Genomic DNA, 17459 nt, shown 5'->3' on the forward strand with positions numbered 1-17459 from the left:
TCGCCTGCCTGGTTGGGCAGTGCGGACCCGGGTGCCGGTGCGGTCCGGTAGGACCGTCGGCGCCGGCTCACCTGGTTGGGCGAGGCCGGTAGGACTTGTCGTCCGGGCCGTGAAACTGAGAGAAAGCTTACGCCCGCCGCGCCGAAATAAGATTGCTAATATTGCTTACAAATTTACCGATTGCGCAATTTACAGCTAAAGGAGCACTATCTGACGCAATCAAATATTGAGTCACATGAAAAATGGACAAACTCGACCGTTACGACCTGAACATTCTCGCCGAATTGCAGCGCAACGCTGCCCTGTCCAACCAGGAACTCGCCGAACGTATCGGCCTCTCGCCATCGCCCTGCTCGCGCCGGGTAAAGCAGCTGGAAGACGACGGCTACATCACCGGCCAGGTCGCCCTGCTCGACCGCAAGAAACTCGGACTGAGCCTGACCGCCTACGTGCTGATCGGCATGGACCGGCACACACCGGAGCGCTTCGAACACTTTCAGGATGAAATCCGCAAATGCCCGGAAGTGCTGGAATGCTGCCTGGTCACCGGTATGGACGCTGACTACCAGCTCAAGGTGGTAGTGCCGGACATGGATCATTACCAGAAGCTGCTGCTAGGCACCCTGACCCGTATCGATGGAGTATCCAGCGTGCGCTCGAGCTTCGTGCTGCAGCAGATTCTGTCCAGCACGCAGTTGCCGTTGCAGCACCTGCGCGACTGAAAGTCGCAGGGTGAAACCGATCATGCCGCGCCCTGGGTCAGGCCGCGTATAATTTTCGCCCTGCGTTTTCCCTGCGAATCAACGAGGCACCATGGAAACCGAACAATTTGAAGCCCTGATGATGTACGTTCTGGTGGGCGGCCTGATGCTGTTCATGTTCTTCATCATCTGGGACCTAGCGAAGAAGTCCAAGGCCGGCCGCCTCGGCACCGCCATCCTGTTCCTCGGCCTGGGCCTGTGCCTGTTCGCCTTCCTCGCCAAGCCGATCATCACCTACATTATCGAGACCGCGCGCGGCATTCATGGTTGAATGACCGCAGTAGCCAGCGCTACATCTGACCGTCTCCAGGCCATCGTCTCGATGCGACCTGCCGCCTACTCAAGGAATTACACATGAGCGCCGCCAATCTGGTGATGCAAAGCTATGGACGCTGCTGCGCCAGCCCGGATTTCTTCGACAGTTTCTACCGCCACTTCCTCGCCAGCTCGCCGCTGATTCGCGAGAAATTCGTCGACACCGACATGAGCGCGCAGAAGCAGCTGTTGCGTCAGGGCATCCTCAACCTGGTGATGCACGCCCGCGGCATGCCTGACACCAAGCTGCGCGCCCTCGGCGAATCGCACTCGCGTGAGCGCCTGGACATTCGCCCGGAACTCTACGACCTGTGGCTCGACGCGCTGTTGCTGACCATCGGCGAACACGACAAGGAATGCGACGCAGACGTGCGCCAGGCCTGGCGTGAAGTGCTGAACAAAGGTATCGCCGTGATCAAGGCCGGTTATTGATTCAGGTCATGGTCGCCGGCCCGGCCTCTGCGACAAAACGTCCGCTGCCCTGAGCACGGGTGCGCGCAGCCCAGGCGGCCCCACGACACACTAGGTTCTGAAACAGTCGTCATTCCCGCGAAGGCGGGACCCTAGAAACTGGGCTCCCGCCTGCGCGGGAGTGACGGTATATGGATTTTCAGTGCTTCATCAGGCAAGCCGCGCGCCTCTACGGCAAACGCGCGGGCACCTCACGCCACTGCCCAGGCTGCAACCCATCCAGCCGCCACGGCCCGATGGCCACACGCACCAGGCGCAAGGTCGGCAAGCCGACAGCGGCGGTCATGCGCCGTACCTGACGGTTGCGCCCCTCGCGAATCACCAACTCCAGCCAGGCAGTCGGCACGCTTTTTCGAAAGCGCACCGGCGGGTTGCGTTCCCACAGCTCGGGCTCGTCCAGGCGCCGCGCCTCAGCCGGCAGGGTCGGGCCGTCATTGAGCGTCACGCCATCGCGGAGCTGCTGCAACTGTCCATCGCTCGGCTCGCCTTCCACCTGCACCCAGTAGGTCTTCGGCAGCTTGTGCTTGGGGTCGGCGATACGCGCCTGCAGGCGGCCATCGTTGGTCAGCAGCAGCAAGCCTTCGCTGTCACGATCCAGACGCCCGGCCGGGTAGACGCCTGGCACATCGACGAAGTCCCTGAGTGTGGCGCGGCCCTGCTCATCGTTGAACTGGGTGAGTACGTCGAACGGCTTGTTCAGGATCAACAGCCGCGGCTGTGCAGGCGGAGCCTTGGCCACACGACGCGGGGCGGCAGAACGGCGATTGGCGGGAGGACGAGGGCGCGACATGCAACGAGCTTCGATGAAAATGAGCTGCGCAGTGTAACCCACGATAAGCGGCGCTGATGGTGCTTCCACGTCCTGCCAGAGCGACTAAGCTGCGAGTTTCCCCCTGCGATCAGGAGCCACCGATGAGCAATAACGCCGAACTCGCCACCTTCACCGGCTGGGCTGCCACGGCACCCAAGGCGCCATTGGAACGCCTGAGCTACGACCCCGGCCCGCTCGGCGCCGAAGAGGTGGAAGTGGCGGTGGAATACTGCGGCATCTGCCATTCCGACCAATCGATGATCGACAACGAATGGGGCAATGCGCGCTACCCCTTCATCCCCGGCCATGAGGTGGTCGGCACCATCGTCCGTCTCGGCGAGCAGGCACGCGGTCTCAAGCTGGGTCAAAGAGTCGGTATCGGCTGGTACAAGGGCAGTTGTATGCACTGCGGCTCGTGCATGGAAGGCTCGCACCAGCTGTGCCGCTCGGTGAAGCCGACCATCGTCGGCAGCCACGGTGGTTTCGCCGACCGCCTGCGCTCGCACTGGGCCTGGGCGGTGCCGCTGCCCGACGGCCTCGACCCGGCGCTGGTCGGCCCGCTGTTCTGCGCCGGCTCCACGGTGTTCAGCCCACTGCTGGAGTTCGACATCAAGCCCACCGACCGCGTTGGCGTAGTTGGTATCGGCGGCCTCGGCCACCTGGCGCTGCGCTTTCTCAACGCCTGGGGTTGCGAGGTGACGGCCTTCACCTCGTCGCTGAACAAGCAGGACGAAGCCAAACGCCTGGGCGCGCACAAGGTGGTGGCCTCCACCGACAGCGCGGCGATGAAGGCGATTGCCGGCACCCTGGATTTCCTCCTGGTCACCGCCAGCGCCGACCTCGACTGGATTGCCCTGCTCGGCACCCTGCGCGGCAAGGGCCGCCTGCACTTCGTCGGCATCGTGCCCAGCGCCATTCCGGTGCATGTGTTCAACCTGATTCCGCAGCAAAAGAGCCTGTCCGGCTCGCCGGTAGGCTCGCCGAAAACCATGGCCACCATGCTCGAATTCTGCGCGCGCCATCAGATCCTGCCACAGGTCGAGCAATTCCCCATGAGCCAGGTGAACGTGGCCATCGACCATCTGCGCAGCGGCAAGGCGCGCTACCGCGTGGTGCTCGACGCGAGCAAATGACAGCGCGGGCGCAGAGCTGGCATGCTCTGCGCCCCGTTTCATCCAAGATGCCTGCCGTTATGCCGCTGACTCTCGACACACCCACCGATGCCGAACTGCCCACCCTGGTGGAAATCTGGGAGGCTGCCGTGCGCGCCACTCACCACTTCCTGCCGGCAAGCGATCTGCAGGTGATCAAGCCGCTGCTGCGCGAGCAGTATTTCCCGGCAGTGCAGCTGACCTGCGCACGCGATGAGTCAGGGCGAATACTGGGCTTTCTCGGCACCAGCGAGGGCATGGTGGAAATGCTCTTCGTCGACCCCGCCTGCCACGGCCAGGGCGTGGGCAAGCGACTGATGCGCCACGCCATCGACGTGCTGGGCGCCACCCGGGTGGACGTCAATGAGCAAAACCCGCAGGCCGCCGGTTTCTACCAACACCTGGGGTTCGTCGTGACCGACCGCTCGCGCCTGGACGGCGGCGGCCGTCCATTCCCTATCTTGCACATGACACTCAAGCGCTAGGCCAGGCCGCCACGATTCCTTCCAGCGCCTGCTTGAGCTCGACCCGGCTGGCTGCCGCAGCGAGGCTGATGCGCACGGCGTGCCCCGGATTGGCCTCGACCGCGAACACCTCGGCCGGCACCACCTCGACGCCATGCTGCCGGCACGCCTCGGCCAGACCAGCCGGCGTTGCAGCATCCAGCCATAGATGTGGCGCCACCGCCCTGCCCTGCGGCATACGCGGCCCGAGTACGCGCGCGGCCAGGCGCCAACGCTGCTGCAATTCCTCGATCTGCCAGGCCAAGCGCTGTTCGGCGATGCCGCTTTCGATCCATTCACAGCCCAGCGCCAGGCTCAGCGGTGTCACCGCCCAGCGGGTGGCCTGAGCTTCGGGATCGATGCGTTCGAGCAGCTCCGGCGCGCCGGCGATAAAGCCCAGACGCAAGCCGGGCGCGACGCTCTTGGACAGGCTGCTGATCAGCAGGCAGCGCTCAGGCAGCCGGACCGCCAGCGGGGCCTCACTGCCGAGTACGCCGTAGACATCATCCTCGATGATCCACAAGCCACGGCGCCGCGCCACCTCGGCGATGGCCGTGCGGCGCTCGGCGTCCAGGCTGGCGCCGGTAGGATTCTGCAAACAGGGTGTGAGCACCGCCACGCGAGCCCCGGTCGCGCGGGCCTGGCGGTCGAGGTCATCGGGCAGAATGCCGTGCTCGTCCATCGCCACGCCATGCAGCGGCAGGCGCAACTGCCTGGCGGCGGCCTTGATCCCCGGCGCGGTATAGCGCTCCACCAGAATCGGCTCACCGGCCTCGCACAGCGCCAGCAACGCGGCCGACACGCCCTGCTGGGCACCGGCGCAGAGCAGCAGGCCGCCCGGTGCCAGTTCCAGGCCGCGTCGGCGAAGCCATGTCACACCAGCCAGGTGCGCACGCTCGACCAAGGCTGCAGATGGGTAAGCCTGCAAGGCGTCCAACTCACCCCGTGCAGCCAGTGCGGCGAGACTGGTGGAGAGATCGAGGTTGTCCGGGTCATGCACCGGTACGTTGGTCGACAGGTCGATCATATCGCCCTGCGCGGTCGGTTGCTTGAGCCGGAACAGGCTCGCTTCGCGGCTGCCGGCGAGCACGTAGGTGCCACGGCCGACCTCGCCGGAAACCAGGTGCCGACGCGCTGCCTCACGGTAGGCAAGCATCACCGTGCTCGGGTTGATGCCCAGCGTCCAGGCCAGGCGTCGCTGCGGCGGCAGCCGCTCACCGGGCTTGAGTTCACCCCGGCCGATGGCCGCGGCGATGGCCTCGACCAATGCCAGGTAAGTGGGTAAGGCGCTGTCTTGAAGGTCAGGAAGCCACATTGCTTGCCATACAATATAAAGATTTACCCATACAATGCGCCGCACTAGCATCGAAGTCAACGCCACCCGGAGCATCCGTCATGTTCGACCTCGCCCAACTGCGCCAGAGCGCTGCACTGGTTCACCGCAACATGGCGGCCACGCCGCAACTGGCCTGGCCGCTGCTGGCGCAGCGCACGGGCTGCGAGGTCTGGGTCAAGCACGAGAACCATGCCCCGACCGCGGCCTTCAAGGTGCGCGGCGGGCTGGTCTATATCGACGCCCTACTGCGTCGCGAACCGCAGGTGCGCGGGTTGGTCACCGCAACCCGTGGCAACCACGGCCAGAGCCTGGCACTGGCGGCGCGCGCAGCCGGCCTGACGATTCGCATCCTGGTGCCGCACGGCAACGCCCGCGAGAAAAACGCGGCGATGCGCGCTCTCGGCGCTGAGGTGATCGAACATGGTCGCGACTTCGACGAAGCTCGCGCCGAAGCCGCGCGCATCGCTGAGCGCGATGGCCTGCATTGGGTGCCGTCACTGCATGAAGATCTGGTGCGCGGCGTGGCCACCTACGCCCTGGAGCTGCTGGAGGCGGTGCCGAATCTGCGCCGGGTCTACGTGCCCATCGGCATGGGCTCGGGCATCTGCGGGATGATCCGCACCCGCGACCTGCTTGGTCTCGACACCGAGATCGTCGGCGTGGTCGCCAGCGGCGCCGACGCCTATGCGCAGAGTTTCGAGCAGGGCCGCCTGGTGCAGACCGACCGCGCCGATACCCTGGCCGACGGCATGGCCTGCCGCCAGCCGCAGCAATTGGCGCTGGACATGATTCGCGCCGGCGCCGCACGCATCGTGCGGGTCGACGACGAGAAGATTCGCGCCGCCATCCGCACCTATCACGAGGACACCCACAACCTCGCCGAGGGCGCCGGCGCCGCGGCGTTGGCCGCCCTGATGCATGAGAGTGCGCTCAATGCCGGCCAGCGCGTGGCCGTGGTGCTCAGCGGCGCCAACATCGACCGCGCAGCACTGGCCGAGCTGCTGCGTGACGAGGCGCCCGTCGCGGCCTGACCTAGCGGAACGGCGGCTCGTCGAAGCTGCGCAACTTGCGCGAGTGCAGCGAATTGAGCTGGCTACGCATCAGCTCCAGCGCGGCGATGCCTATATGCAGGTGCTGCGTCACCGCACGCTCGTAGAAGGCGCCCGCCGCACCGGGCAGCTTGATCTCGCTGTGCAGCGGTTTGTCCGATACGCACAGCAGCGTGCCGTAGGGCACCCGCAGGCGATAGCCCTGGGCGGCGATGGTGCCGCTTTCCATGTCCACCGCTACCGCGCGTGACAGGTTGATCAACGGCCGTTCCTGGGCCCAGCGCAGCTCCCAGTTGCGGTCGTCGTAGGTCAGTACAGTGCCGGTACGCAGGCGCTTCTTCAGTTCGTCACCCTCCTCGCCAGTGACCAGTTTGGCGGCCTCCTGCAGCGCCTGTTGCACTTCAGCCAGCGCCGGCAGCGGAATATGCGGCGGCAGCACGCGGTCGAGAATACCGTCGCGGCGCATATAGGCATGGGCCAGCACGTAGTCGCCGATGGTCTGCGACTGACGCAGGCCGCCACAGTGGCCGATCATCAGCCAGCAATGCGGGCGCAGCACGGCGAGGTGGTCGGTGATGTTCTTGGCGTTGGATGGGCCGACACCGATGTTGACCAGGGTGATGCCGTGGCCATCCTCGGCCTGCAGGTGGTAGGCCGGCATCTGGTAGCGGTGCCAGACCACGTTCTCGATGATTGCCTGCATCTCGCCTTCGGCCATGCCACGCTCGATCACCACGTTGCCCGGCAGCACCATGCGGGTGAAGCGCGAGTCGCCCACCAGCATGTCCAGACCGTGGCGGATGAACTGGTCGACGTAACGGTGATAGTTGGTCAGCAGGATCCACGGTTGCACATGGCGCCAGTCACTGCCGGTGTAGTGCTGGATGCGCTTGAGCGAGAAGTCGGTGCGTGCCGCGTCGAACAGCGCCAGCGGCAGCGGGTCGATGTTCTCCCAGTCGTACAGGCCGTCGGCAGTGCCGTCGGTGGCGGCGGACAGGTCGGTGCTGGGGAATACCCGCGCCAGCTCGGCGGCGGTCACGCCACTGCCGGCCAGTTCATCGCCACCCTCGACCACATACGGGTAAGGAATGTTCTGCTGGCTGCGGCCGACTTCCACACGCAGGGTGAAATCGTTCATCAGCGGGCGCAGCTGCTCCAACAGGTATTTGCGAAAGGCCGCCGGCTGGGTCACGGTGATGGCGTAGGTGCCCGGCACCTGCACCTTGGCGTAGGCGCGCACGGTGGTCGGCACCTCGCCCTGGCACAGGTAGGTCAGGCGCAATTCGGGGTAGCGGAACAGGCAGTGCTCGCTGGCATCGGGGCGGATGCGCTCCTTGAGGTAACGCTTGAGCGCGTGGCTCAGGGCGCCGGTGGCCTCCTGGTGCAGGGCGGCGAGGCGGTCGACTGCTTCTTCTGGGGTATGGGCAATGATGAAATCATCTGAGCAGGCTTTCACTGTGCATCTTCCTGACTGAACGTACGCGCCTATCTTGCCTGCATACGGTGACGAAAACATAGCTCGACAGACCTCACATCGCGTTGCCAACGACTAGGCTTGGAGCAATTGCCCAGAGGTCATCTTCATGCGTCGTGCAATCGTTGTGCTGTTGGTCGTGGCCTCATGTTCAAGCACTCAAGCCGGTGAACTCGATGGCCACTACCGGGCTACGCTCGACGGCCAGTCGAGCGAGCTGATCCTGCGTCAGAACGAAGCCGAGGTGGAAGGCGAGTACGTGGAAAACCAGCATCTGCGTCTGATCGTCAAAGGCCGTTACGACGGCAAGCTGCTACGTGCCGAGATCAGCGACCCACAGACCGGCCTGCTGCTGGCCAACATGAACGCCACCTATGCCAACGCCATGCTCAACACCAGCATTGCGGCGCGCAATCCCCGCAACGGCGAGGTGCTGGAACGCCAGGCATTGTTCCAGCGCGAAGCCGCAACAACGGCGGCGACGCCTTCCGTCACAGGCGCTCAGGATTCGGCGCTGGTCGGCACCTGGGTGCACGAGAAGATCATCAATAGCGGCGGCGCCAATTTCGCCTCGTTCAACACCCTGATGACCCTTCAACTGAATGCCGACGGTAGCGTCACCCAGTGGAGTCGCTCGGCCGGCGGCGGCAGCGACTGGAGCTACGACAGCCCCGGCGAGGTGCAGTACAGCGGCCACTGGCGCAGCCAGGACGGCATGCTGATGGTGCGCCTGGCAGGCGCCGCCGATTATCAACCCGCCGCCTACTACCGCTTCAGCGACCAGTACCTGGTCACCGAGAGCAATACCGGCAAGATGATCTGGCAGCGCCGCCGCTAAGCGACTGGGTCAGGCCGTCTGATGCAGGCGCACGTTGAACAGCGGCCCCTGACTGAAACGCGACAACGCCTTGGCACCGGCCAGCACACCCAGGTCGATCAGCGGCTCGATCAGGATCACGCTCATGTAGGCCAGACCGAAGCTGCCCACGGCTGCCAGGTTTTCGCTGGAGAAGCCGTGACCGTAGAAGGCCCAGAACGCAACCCAGGCGACGATGCCACCCTGGTAGGCAGTCGACAGCGCCAGTGCCTGCTTGTAGGAAAGATCGACGTAGGCGGTGCCGGGCGCAACGATGCGCTTGGCCAGCAGGCTGATGCCCCACAGCGGGATCAGCAGCGTGGTGACGTTCATGCCGTACTGCGGCAGGTCGAACTGAGCGAACAACAGCCCCTGCAGCAGCAAACCAGCCGCCAGACCGATGGCTGCGGCACCAGCGCCGAACAGCAACAACAGGGTAGAACCAAGGATCAGGTGCACCTCGGAAACCCCCACCGCATGATGCGGAAACACCTCGAAGAAGCAGAACACCAGGGCGGTGGTCAGCAGGCTACGCAACGCCAGGGCGGCGACACCACCGTTGCTGCGTACGCTGTCCAGGGCGAGTTTGGCGGTCAGGCCGAAAGCGGTAACGGCTGTTGCGTAGCTGAGCAGGATCTTGGCGCCTTCGACGACACCGGGTTCGATATGCATGCGAGTTCCTTTGCCGCGCCCACCGCGCGACGATTCGGATGAAGGATGGGCGAAACGCCCGTTATCGATGGCAGGTCTCCTGGCTCACGGCTTGGCACTTCGCCCGCCTTCCCGACCGGCGTCAGTGGCATGAGGGCATCGTTCGCCGCTTACAGTTGCGGGGGCAGCCAGGGCGTTGGCGAGATTCGCCGCACCCTGTTCCCTTTTCATCCGCGTCACAAACGTGCACGCAGAACCATCGGCGGCAAGATTACTCGCATGCCCGGCTAAAAAACAGCGTGCCGGGCGGTCCTCGCTCAGACCAGGTGCGGCGTGCTACGCGCCAGCAGCGCCTCGACATCGACACCGCGTGGCAGGGTGCCATAGACGCGGCCACGACCTTCCAGCCGGCTGACGATAAAGGCATCGGAGACGGTGGCGTTGCCCGCCTCCAGCAGCAGCTTGGCCTGCAGCGCCACGGCCATGTCTTCGGTGAGCTGGCGCGCGCGGTACTGGATATCGGCGGTATCGGCAAAATCTGCCTTCAGGCGCTGGATATGCGCCTTCAGGCGAGCATCGCCATGGCCATCGCCCAGCTCGGCGAACAACGCATCGAGTACGCCGGGTTCCTTGGACAATGCGCGCAGCACGTCCAGGCATTGCACGTTGCCGGAGCCTTCCCAGATCGAGTTGACCGGTGCTTCGCGGTACAGGCGCGACAGGATGGTTTCCTCGACGTAACCGGCGCCGCCCATGCATTCGCTGGCCTCGTAGATCATTTCCGGCGCGCGCTTGCAGATCCAGTACTTGCCCACGGCAGTGACCAGGCGGGCGAACTTGTCTTCCTGCGCGTCATGCGCGTGATCCAGCGCGCGGCCCATGCGCATGCACAGGGCCAGCGCGGCTTCGCTCTCCAGCGCCAGGTCGGCCAGCACGTTCTGCATCAGCGGCTGGTCGGCGAGCAGCTTGCCACCCACCTGGCGATGCGCGCAGTGGTGCGCAGCCTGGGTCAGCGCCTGGCGCATCAGGCTGCTGGAGCCGACCATGCAATCGAAGCGGGTCATGGCCACCATCTCGATGATGGTCGGCACGCCACGCCCTTCCTCGCCGAGCATCCAGGCGAAAGCGCCACGGTATTCCACCTCGCTGGAGGCGTTGGCCCAGTTGCCCAGCTTGTTCTTCAGGCGCTGGATGTAGAACTGGTTGCGCGTGCCGTCCGGGCGATGACGCGGCAGCAGAAAGCACGACAGGCCCTTGTCGGTGTAGGCCAGGGTGAGGAAAGCGTCGCACATCGGCGCCGAGCAGAACCACTTATGGCCAACCAACTCGTAACCCTGCCCCGGCCCGCCAAGGCCGATGGGATAGGCCCGGGTGGTGTTGGCGCGCACGTCGGTGCCGCCCTGCTTCTCGGTCATGGCCATGCCGATGGTGACGCCGGTCTTCTGCTCCATCGGCAGGTTGCGCGGGTCGTATTCGGTGGAGAGGATCTTCGGCAACCATTGCTCGGCCACATTGGGCTGCAGGCGGATGGCTGGCACGGCGGCGAAGGTCATGGTCAACGGGCAGCCGCTGGCCGCTTCGACCTGGCTGTGCATATAGGTCAGTCCGGCGCGGGCGACATGGGCGCCGGCGCGCGGGTCGGTCCAGGGCAGCGACGGCAGGCCGTGCTCGACCGCCGTACGCATCAGCTCGTGGTAGGCCGGGTGAAACTCCACCAGATCGATACGATTACCGTAGCGGTCATGACTCTTGAACACTGGCTTGTTCTCGTTGGCGAGAAAGCCGGCTTGCATCAGGGCGCCACCTGCAAGAGCCCCGTAGGCGCTCAGGCGCTCGTCTGCCCAGGCGCCGTCATAACGACGAGTCCACTCCTGCAACGGCAGATCGAGGCGATAGAGGTTGGCGCCATCCAGGCTCGGCACCTGGTTGAACACCTCGTGGGTTTCGGCATGCAGGCTGGGTCTCATCGCGTGGGCTCCTCGGCGCCGACGGCGCGCAGGCAAAAGGTGGCAAGGCTGGCGCTGACCTGCGCCAGCTCCAGGGTGGGTTGACCGGCTTCGCGCGCAGCGCGAGCAGGTGGCGACAGAGGGCCGACCAGCGCTTCGGCAATCGCGCCGACCAGGCAGGCCGCCATCAGGCCGATCTGCTCGACACGAAATTCACCGGCCCCGGCGCCCTCCTCCAACAGATCGATGAACAGTTCGGCGTAAGCTTCGCGGTAGAGCAGGCGCTGCTCATCGACCTCCGGATCGACCGGTTCGGCGATCAGCGCAAAAGCCAGGCGGCGGCTGTGCCAGGCGCGGGCGGCGAACTGCTCAAGACCGATGCGCAGACGCTCACCGGCGCTGCCCGGCTCGCGCAGGGCGGCGGCCAGGGCATCCACCTCTCGCTGACTGGCAGCGGCGAAGACCTCGGCGGCCAGTTCACCCTTGCTACGAAAGTGGCGGTACAGACTGCCCGTGGCGATACCGACATCATCGGCCAGCGCCTGCATGGTCAGGGCGGCGAAACCGCCCTCTGCCACTCGCTGCAAGGCGCAGTCGAGGATGCGCTGGCGCTGCGCCTGATCGCGGTCGAGTCGAGCTTCGGTGATGCGATAAGCCATGGTCTGAATCCTGATTCACTTGCATGCAGTGAATCAGGATTCAGACCATGGCTAAAGGGACGATCCGGCCAAATCTGCGGCCTATCCCAAGAATGAGGCTGCGGGGTGTCAGAGCGGGGCAGCGCCGCCGGGAACCGTGGCTGGACGGCACAGCACCCAGTCGTGCAGCAGCACGCGCAGCTCCTCGAACTTCACCGGTTTGGCCAGGTAATCGCTCATCCCGGCAGCCAGGCAGCGCTCGCGGTCGCCACTGTGACTGTGCGCAGTGATCGCCAGCACCGGCAGTTCGGCGCACCCTGGCAGGGCACGCAGTGCGCGGCAAGTGGCGAAGCCATCCATCACCGGCATCTGGCAATCCAGCAGCACGGCATCGACGCGTTCATTGCGCAGCAGCTCCAGCGCTTCGGCACCGTTGTCGGCGGTGCGCACGCGGTAGCCCAGCTTGAGCAGCATGCCGCGGGTTACCAGCTGGTTGATCGCATTGTCTTCGACGATCAGTACCGTGCATTGCTGTGCATGGCGCTGCAGCGCCCCGCCCTGCGGCCGTGCCGGGCGGACATCGCTGGCCTGCGGTTGCAGGGGCAGAGTCAGCGGCACATCGAGGCGAAACCGACTGCCCTGCCCCGGCTGCGACTCGTGACTGAGCACGCCACCAAGCAGGTCAACCAGTTGCCGGCAGATCGCCAGGCCGATGCCCAGGCCGCCGTATTTGCGCGTCATCGAGCCATCGAGTTGATGGAAGCGCTGATAAAGGTCGCCGTCGACGGGGGCGAAACCGATCCCGGTATCGCTGACTACCACACTCAGCGGCAGGTTGCTGCCCACGCTGCCAACGCGGCCGACCTGCAAGCTCACGCCGCCCTGGCTGGTGAACTTGATGGCGTTATCCAGCAGATAGCCCAGCGCCTGCGCCAGCTTGGCCGCGTCCCCTTCCAGGGTGTCGGGCAGGTTATCGTCCAGCTCCAGGGCGAACGTCAGCCCCTTGTCTTCGGCGCGCGCCGCATACTGGGCACGCAGACCATCGAACAGCCCGCGCAGGCTGAACGTCTCGCGCCGCGGATAGAGCTTGCCGGCCTGCAATTCGGTGAGGGCGAGGATGTCGTTGACCATACGCATCATGTCGCGCGCGGACGCTGCAGCGGTCTTCTGGTACTGCTCCAGTTCGATGTCCATCTTCACCGTCTGCATCAGCTCCAGCGAGCCGATCACGCCATTCATCGGCGTGCGCAGTTCGTGGGTGACGGTGGCGAGGAACTCGTCCTTGAAGCGGTTGCTGTCGGCCAATTCCTGGTTCAACGCTTCGAGCTTGCGTCCGGCTTCCTGGAGGATGCGCGTGCGCTCTTCCTTCATCGCGTTGATGCGATCAGCCAGAGCCAGCGACAGCAGGCCCACTTCAAGCGCCGAGCCGATCTGGCTGGCATACATGGTGAGAAACACGTTGGGCAGGTAGCCGAGCACCATCAGCGTGTTGACGATGCCGCCGATGAGAAAGGCGGTCCAGGCGAAGATGAAGTACCGCGCCACGCGCATACCGCGCAGCCAGGCGAGGATACCGGCGGCGAAGATAACCACGGTGAACAGCAGGGCCAGGTAGGTGGCCAGACGCAATGCCGTGGCATAACTGATGCTCAGCGCCAGGATCATCACCCCTGCGCCGCAGGCCATAAGCAGCAGCAACAGGCGATCGACCCAGGGGCTGTGTTCGCCTGTGTGCAGGAAGCTGCGAGCGAACTGGCAGCCGAACAAGGCGGCCGATCCAATCAGAAATGGCGTCGCGGCATTGGCCCACCAGGGGTTGTTGGGCCAGAAATACTCGATGCCGGCACCGTTGACCGAGACCTGATACAGGCCGAACGAGGCGATATAAAGGATGTAATAGAGGTAGCTGGTGTCGCGCACGCTGAGGAAGATGAACAGGTTGTACACCAGCATCACCAGCAGCACGCCGTAGATGATGCCAAGCACGTAGATACGCGCGGGCTGCTCTTCCAGATAGGCGTTGGGCGCCCACAGGGTCAGCGGCGCCTGGATCGAGCCCTGGCTTTCCAGGCGCAAATAGATGCGCTTGTTCTGGTCCGGCTCGAGATTCAGCTCGAACAGGTAGTTGTGCTGGCGGATCTGGCGGGTGTCGAAAGGCAAAGAATCGCCGGTACGCTGTGCCAGAGTGAAACCGCCGGCCTCGTCGGGGAGGTAGAGCTCAAGGTGATCGAGCGGCGGATAGGCCAGTTCAAGCAGCCAGTTGCGTGGGCCCTGTGCCTGCTGCGGCAAGTAGTGCAAATCCAGCCGCAGCCAGAATACCGAGCGTGAATAGCCGGCGTTGAGCACGGGTTTGTCATGCAGACGGAAACTGCCTTGCACAGCCGGCGAGGCGATGTCGTCGATGCTGGCATCGCCGCGCACGTCCTCGAACACGTACATGCTCTGCCCCAGAGGCAGAGTGCGCATCTGTTCGTCGAAGGTAACGGCGCCCACGAGCGAGGAAAAAACGAGGCTCACGATGAGCAGGAGCAGCCGGTACATACGACTCCAAAACCCTGTCGGACAACGCCCAGGCCCCCATTAGCCCATCAGATGGCGCCGCCACGCACGGCAGACTTATATTCGAATCGCTCTACTCTAGGGGCTGTTGGGGCGCTTTTCCAGATTCAGACGGCAGTTTAAGCAGCGCCTCACCTATCGCCTCAGCCAGGTACTGCAGGGAAAACACCCCGCCGTAGGTCCAGGTCGAGGGCATCGCGGCGAAGCGCTGCTCGCGCACGAACGGCATGGCCTGCCACAGCGGTGAGGCGAACAACTGCGCCTCTTGGGGGAAGGGTTCGATATGCAGCACCACGCCCTGCTCGATCCTCCCCAGGGTGGTGATCGGCACCTGAGTGATGCCCCAGGGGCTCGGCGGCAGGTCCAGTGCCGGCTGCAGGCCGAGCAGCGCCAGCGCATGTTGCGGCATGGAGTTGGGGCCGTTGATGAAGGCGGCGGTCGGCGACGAGAAGCGAATCACCGTGACGGCCGGCAAGTGCTCTGCGTAATGGGCCTGCAGCCGCTCACGCCATTGCGCCAACTCGGTGTCCATCGCCTGCAGCCGCTGCTCGGCCAACGCCTCGCGCCCCAAGGAGCGCGCCAGGTCGAGAAACGCCTCGCGCTGCACCTGCTGATTGTCATGCTGCTGGCTGAAGCCCTGATACACCTGCACCGGCGCGATACGTTCAAGCAACGGGCGAATGTCTTCCAGCACCGGTGGAATGACGATCAGCTCAGGCTGTAACTCGGCCAGCAACTCGAGGTTGGGCTCCAGGCGCGAACCGCTCGACGGCACGCCCTCAGGCAGCGTCGGCCTGACCACCCAGGCGCGGTAGTCACCGGCATCGGCCACGGTCAGTGGCGTCACATCGAGCATCAGCAGATGCTCGGTGGCCTCCCAACTCAGTGCAGCGACCCGTGGCGCATCACTCGCCCAGGCAGGCGTCAGCCACAGCAGCAGCAAGCCGAGCAACCAACGCTTCACGTCAATCTCCCACGGATCAACAAGAAGACGAAGTAACCGCCACACAGCACCGAGGCGACAATGCCCACCGGAATCTGCAGCGGGAAGATCAGGGTGCGGCCAACCCAGTCCGCCAGCAGCATCAGCACTGCGCCCAGCGAGGCCGCAAGCAGCAGTTGCGGCACTACCCGGCGCGCGCCGAGCATCACCGCGATATGCGGGGCCAAAAGCCCCAGAAACGCCACAGGCCCGAGCAGGCTGGTGACCAGCGCGCACAGCAGCGCCACCAGCACCAGCAACGCCAGACGCAAGCGCGGCACGTTCAGGCCACGGCTGGCGGCTACCCCGTCGCCGATGCCGATCAGTGTCAGCGCGCGATGAAACAGCAGCGCCAGCGTACCGAACAACAGCACGCCCAGCGTCAACCCCAAGGCCTGCGCCGGTGTGGCGCGGTAGGTGGAGCCAGCCAGCCAACCGAGCAACGCGAACGAGTCGCCACTGCCCTTGGCCAGCACGAACTGCAGCGCCGCGTTGAGCAGCGCGCCCAGGGAAATCCCCAGCAGCGCCATCAGCGCTGGTGAGTAGCGATGACGCCGCCCCAGCAGCATCAACACCGCCAGCACCGCCAGACTGCCGACGAAAGCCGCCAGCGGCGCGACCGCGCCTAGCAGCGCACCACCGAAGATGATCAGCGCGAGCATCACCGCCAGCGTGGCCCCCGCGGAGAGCCCGAGGATATCCGGGCTGGCCAGCGGGTTACGCAGCAGACGCTGCAGCAGCAGGCCGGAAATCGCCAGGCCGGCGCCGGCCGAAGCAGCCGTGAGCACACGCGGCCAGCGTAGCGACCAGACCAACGCCGACGGCCACTCAAAACGCCAGCCATCGATACCGCGCGCCAGCCCAAGCGCCACGGTAAGCGCCAGCAGTGCGAAGACCGCCACCCAAAGCGCACTGCGCCAACCGAAGCGTTCGGCGCCGCGCGGCAGTTGCAGACCACGTGGATCTTCCGCAGCCAGGTGGCGGCGCGCCAGCCACAACATTACCGGCGCACCGATCAACGCGGCGGCGGCGCCACTGGGCACCAGTTGGCCACTAAGCCGATTGGCCAGCAGTGCCAGGGCGTCGGTGCTGAGCAAGAGCAAGGCGCCAAGCAGCGCGCTGTAGAGAAGCTCGTCTCGCGCGGTGCGGGCGCCGAACATTTTCGCCATGTTCGGTGTGAGCAGGCCGATGAAACCGATCAGGCCGACCGCCGTGATCGACACCGAACATAGCCATAGCGCCGCCAGAAACAGCACCAGCATCACCGGCCACAGCGCCAGGCCACGGCCCTGGGCAGCATCGCCGCCAAGCTGCAGCAGGCTCAACGGCCGCGGCGCCAGGATCAGCAGCGGCAGTGCCAGCAACAACTTGGGCCACAGCCACTGCACCCAGTGCCAGTCGATCTGCGCCAGATCACCCGCACCCCAGACGAACAGCCCTTGGGTGTACTGGTTGTTGATCAGGACCAGCCCGGCAGCCAGGGCGCCGAGCAACAGGTTGATGGCCATGCCACACAGCACCAGCGGCAGCCCGCCAATACCGCTGCGCCCGGCAATCAGCAGCACCAGGCCGACCGCCAGCAGCGCACCGAGCAGTGCCGCCCACTGCCCGTGATCGGCCGCGAAGGTCGGCACCAGCAAGGTGGCCAGCACCAGCCCGAGCCAGGCCCCGGACGAAGCGCCGATGGTCATGGGCGACACCAGTCGATTCTGCGTGATTTGCTGCAACAGGCTGCCGGACAAGCCCAGCGCTGCGCCCGTCAGCAGCGCCATGCTCAGCCTGGGTAGAGCCGACAGTTGCAGCTGCAGAAACTCGAAGCTGTGTTCGGCAGAAGCCAGCATCGCCCACAGCTCGAACGGACCAAGATCGGCCGCCAGCCACAGGTGCAGGAGTGCCAGGGGCAGCAGCGCGAGCAGCGTCAGAAGGTGGCGTGAGGGCGCCGAAACTGCCGCCATG

At 65.1% G+C, this 17459-nt stretch carries 16 protein-coding genes and 1 riboswitch; of the genes, 7 read left to right on the forward strand and 9 right to left on the reverse strand.

The features are described 5' to 3' along the window. The first annotated feature begins 242 nt into the window (after positions 1-242). The 3 genes from ACNFCJ_RS07200 (at position 243) to ACNFCJ_RS07210 (ending at position 1508) form a co-directional block, all read left to right on the forward strand. Entirely contained in the window at positions 243-722 is a 480-nt protein-coding gene (locus tag ACNFCJ_RS07200; protein ID WP_004424680.1) for an Lrp/AsnC family transcriptional regulator, read from the forward strand. A gap of 91 nt (positions 723-813) precedes the next feature. Further along, on the forward strand, positions 814-1032 hold the full coding sequence (locus ACNFCJ_RS07205; RefSeq protein WP_003240295.1) for a DUF2788 domain-containing protein: 219 nt from the start codon (positions 814-816) through the stop codon (positions 1030-1032). Positions 1033-1115: 83 nt separating this feature from the next. Next, positions 1116-1508: a globin gene (locus ACNFCJ_RS07210; RefSeq protein WP_084340292.1), complete on the forward strand. Its 393-nt coding sequence runs from the start codon at positions 1116-1118 to the stop codon at positions 1506-1508. A gap of 208 nt (positions 1509-1716) precedes the next feature. Here the strand turns inward: ACNFCJ_RS07210 and ACNFCJ_RS07215 are convergent, their stop codons facing one another. Next, on the reverse strand, positions 1717-2286 hold the full coding sequence (locus ACNFCJ_RS07215; protein WP_179575923.1) for a pseudouridine synthase: 570 nt from the start codon (positions 2284-2286) through the stop codon (positions 1717-1719). Positions 2287-2459: 173 nt separating this feature from the next. Here ACNFCJ_RS07215 and ahr point away from each other — a divergent pair, with 173 nt between their 5' ends. Together ahr and ACNFCJ_RS07225 are read left to right on the forward strand one after the other, a co-directional pair. Then, positions 2460-3491 (forward strand): NADPH-dependent aldehyde reductase Ahr, encoded by a 1032-nt coding sequence (ahr, locus tag ACNFCJ_RS07220; RefSeq protein WP_416770587.1) that lies wholly within the window; start codon positions 2460-2462, stop codon positions 3489-3491. A 59-nt stretch (positions 3492-3550) separates the two neighbouring features. Next, the gene (locus ACNFCJ_RS07225) at positions 3551-3994 is read left to right on the forward strand and encodes an acetyltransferase (RefSeq protein ID WP_416770588.1); all 444 of its coding nucleotides are present in this window, start codon (positions 3551-3553) and stop codon (positions 3992-3994) included. Here the strand turns inward: ACNFCJ_RS07225 and ACNFCJ_RS07230 are convergent. Further along, positions 3984-5327, reverse strand: a complete 1344-nt coding sequence (locus ACNFCJ_RS07230) for a PLP-dependent aminotransferase family protein (protein ID WP_416770589.1) — start codon at positions 5325-5327, stop codon at positions 3984-3986. The two genes, ACNFCJ_RS07225 and ACNFCJ_RS07230, sit on opposite strands and share 11 nt — an antisense overlap. Before the next feature lie 80 nt (positions 5328-5407). On the opposite strand from ACNFCJ_RS07230, the gene ACNFCJ_RS07235 reads away from it, so the two are divergent. Further along, on the forward strand, positions 5408-6379 hold the full coding sequence (locus tag ACNFCJ_RS07235; RefSeq protein WP_416770590.1) for a threonine dehydratase: 972 nt from the start codon (positions 5408-5410) through the stop codon (positions 6377-6379). 1 nt (position 6380) lies between these two features. On the opposite strand, the gene amn is transcribed toward ACNFCJ_RS07235, so the two are convergent. Continuing rightward, entirely contained in the window at positions 6381-7913 is a 1533-nt protein-coding gene (gene amn / locus ACNFCJ_RS07240; protein ID WP_177429645.1) for an AMP nucleosidase, read from the reverse strand. A 67-nt stretch (positions 7914-7980) separates the two neighbouring features. Here amn and ACNFCJ_RS07245 point away from each other — a divergent pair, with 67 nt between their 5' ends. Beyond that, positions 7981-8709 (forward strand): hypothetical protein, encoded by a 729-nt coding sequence (locus ACNFCJ_RS07245; protein WP_416770591.1) that lies wholly within the window; start codon positions 7981-7983, stop codon positions 8707-8709. Positions 8710-8718: 9 nt separating this feature from the next. Here the strand turns inward: ACNFCJ_RS07245 and ACNFCJ_RS07250 are convergent, their stop codons facing one another. The 6 genes from ACNFCJ_RS07250 to fhuB all read right to left on the reverse strand — a co-directional run bounded on the left by ACNFCJ_RS07250 (position 8719) and on the right by fhuB (position 17458). Beyond that, positions 8719-9399: an energy-coupling factor ABC transporter permease gene (locus tag ACNFCJ_RS07250; RefSeq protein WP_279921923.1), complete on the reverse strand. Its 681-nt coding sequence runs from the start codon at positions 9397-9399 to the stop codon at positions 8719-8721. Between the two features lie 51 nt (positions 9400-9450). Further along, a riboswitch (cobalamin riboswitch) is annotated at positions 9451-9654 on the reverse strand. A 41-nt stretch (positions 9655-9695) separates the two neighbouring features. Beyond that, complete coding sequence (locus tag ACNFCJ_RS07255; protein ID WP_416770593.1) at positions 9696-11345, reverse strand: acyl-CoA dehydrogenase family protein; 1650 nt, start codon at positions 11343-11345, stop codon at positions 9696-9698. Continuing rightward, on the reverse strand, positions 11342-11983 hold the full coding sequence (locus tag ACNFCJ_RS07260; protein ID WP_416770594.1) for a TetR/AcrR family transcriptional regulator: 642 nt from the start codon (positions 11981-11983) through the stop codon (positions 11342-11344). The genes ACNFCJ_RS07255 and ACNFCJ_RS07260 overlap by 4 nt, the downstream gene beginning before the upstream one ends. Before the next feature lie 108 nt (positions 11984-12091). Next, complete coding sequence (locus ACNFCJ_RS07265; RefSeq protein ID WP_416770596.1) at positions 12092-14503, reverse strand: 7TM diverse intracellular signaling domain-containing protein; 2412 nt, start codon at positions 14501-14503, stop codon at positions 12092-12094. A gap of 91 nt (positions 14504-14594) precedes the next feature. Then, positions 14595-15485: an ABC transporter substrate-binding protein gene (locus tag ACNFCJ_RS07270; protein WP_416770597.1), complete on the reverse strand. Its 891-nt coding sequence runs from the start codon at positions 15483-15485 to the stop codon at positions 14595-14597. Then, entirely contained in the window at positions 15482-17458 is a 1977-nt protein-coding gene (gene fhuB / locus ACNFCJ_RS07275; protein ID WP_416770599.1) for a Fe(3+)-hydroxamate ABC transporter permease FhuB, read from the reverse strand. The genes ACNFCJ_RS07270 and fhuB overlap by 4 nt, the downstream gene beginning before the upstream one ends. Between the last annotated feature and the right edge of the window lies 1 nt (position 17459).

The organism is Pseudomonas sp. NY15364 (assembly GCF_048068235.1).
GTDB lineage: Bacteria > Pseudomonadota > Gammaproteobacteria > Pseudomonadales > Pseudomonadaceae > Aquipseudomonas > Aquipseudomonas mendocina_D.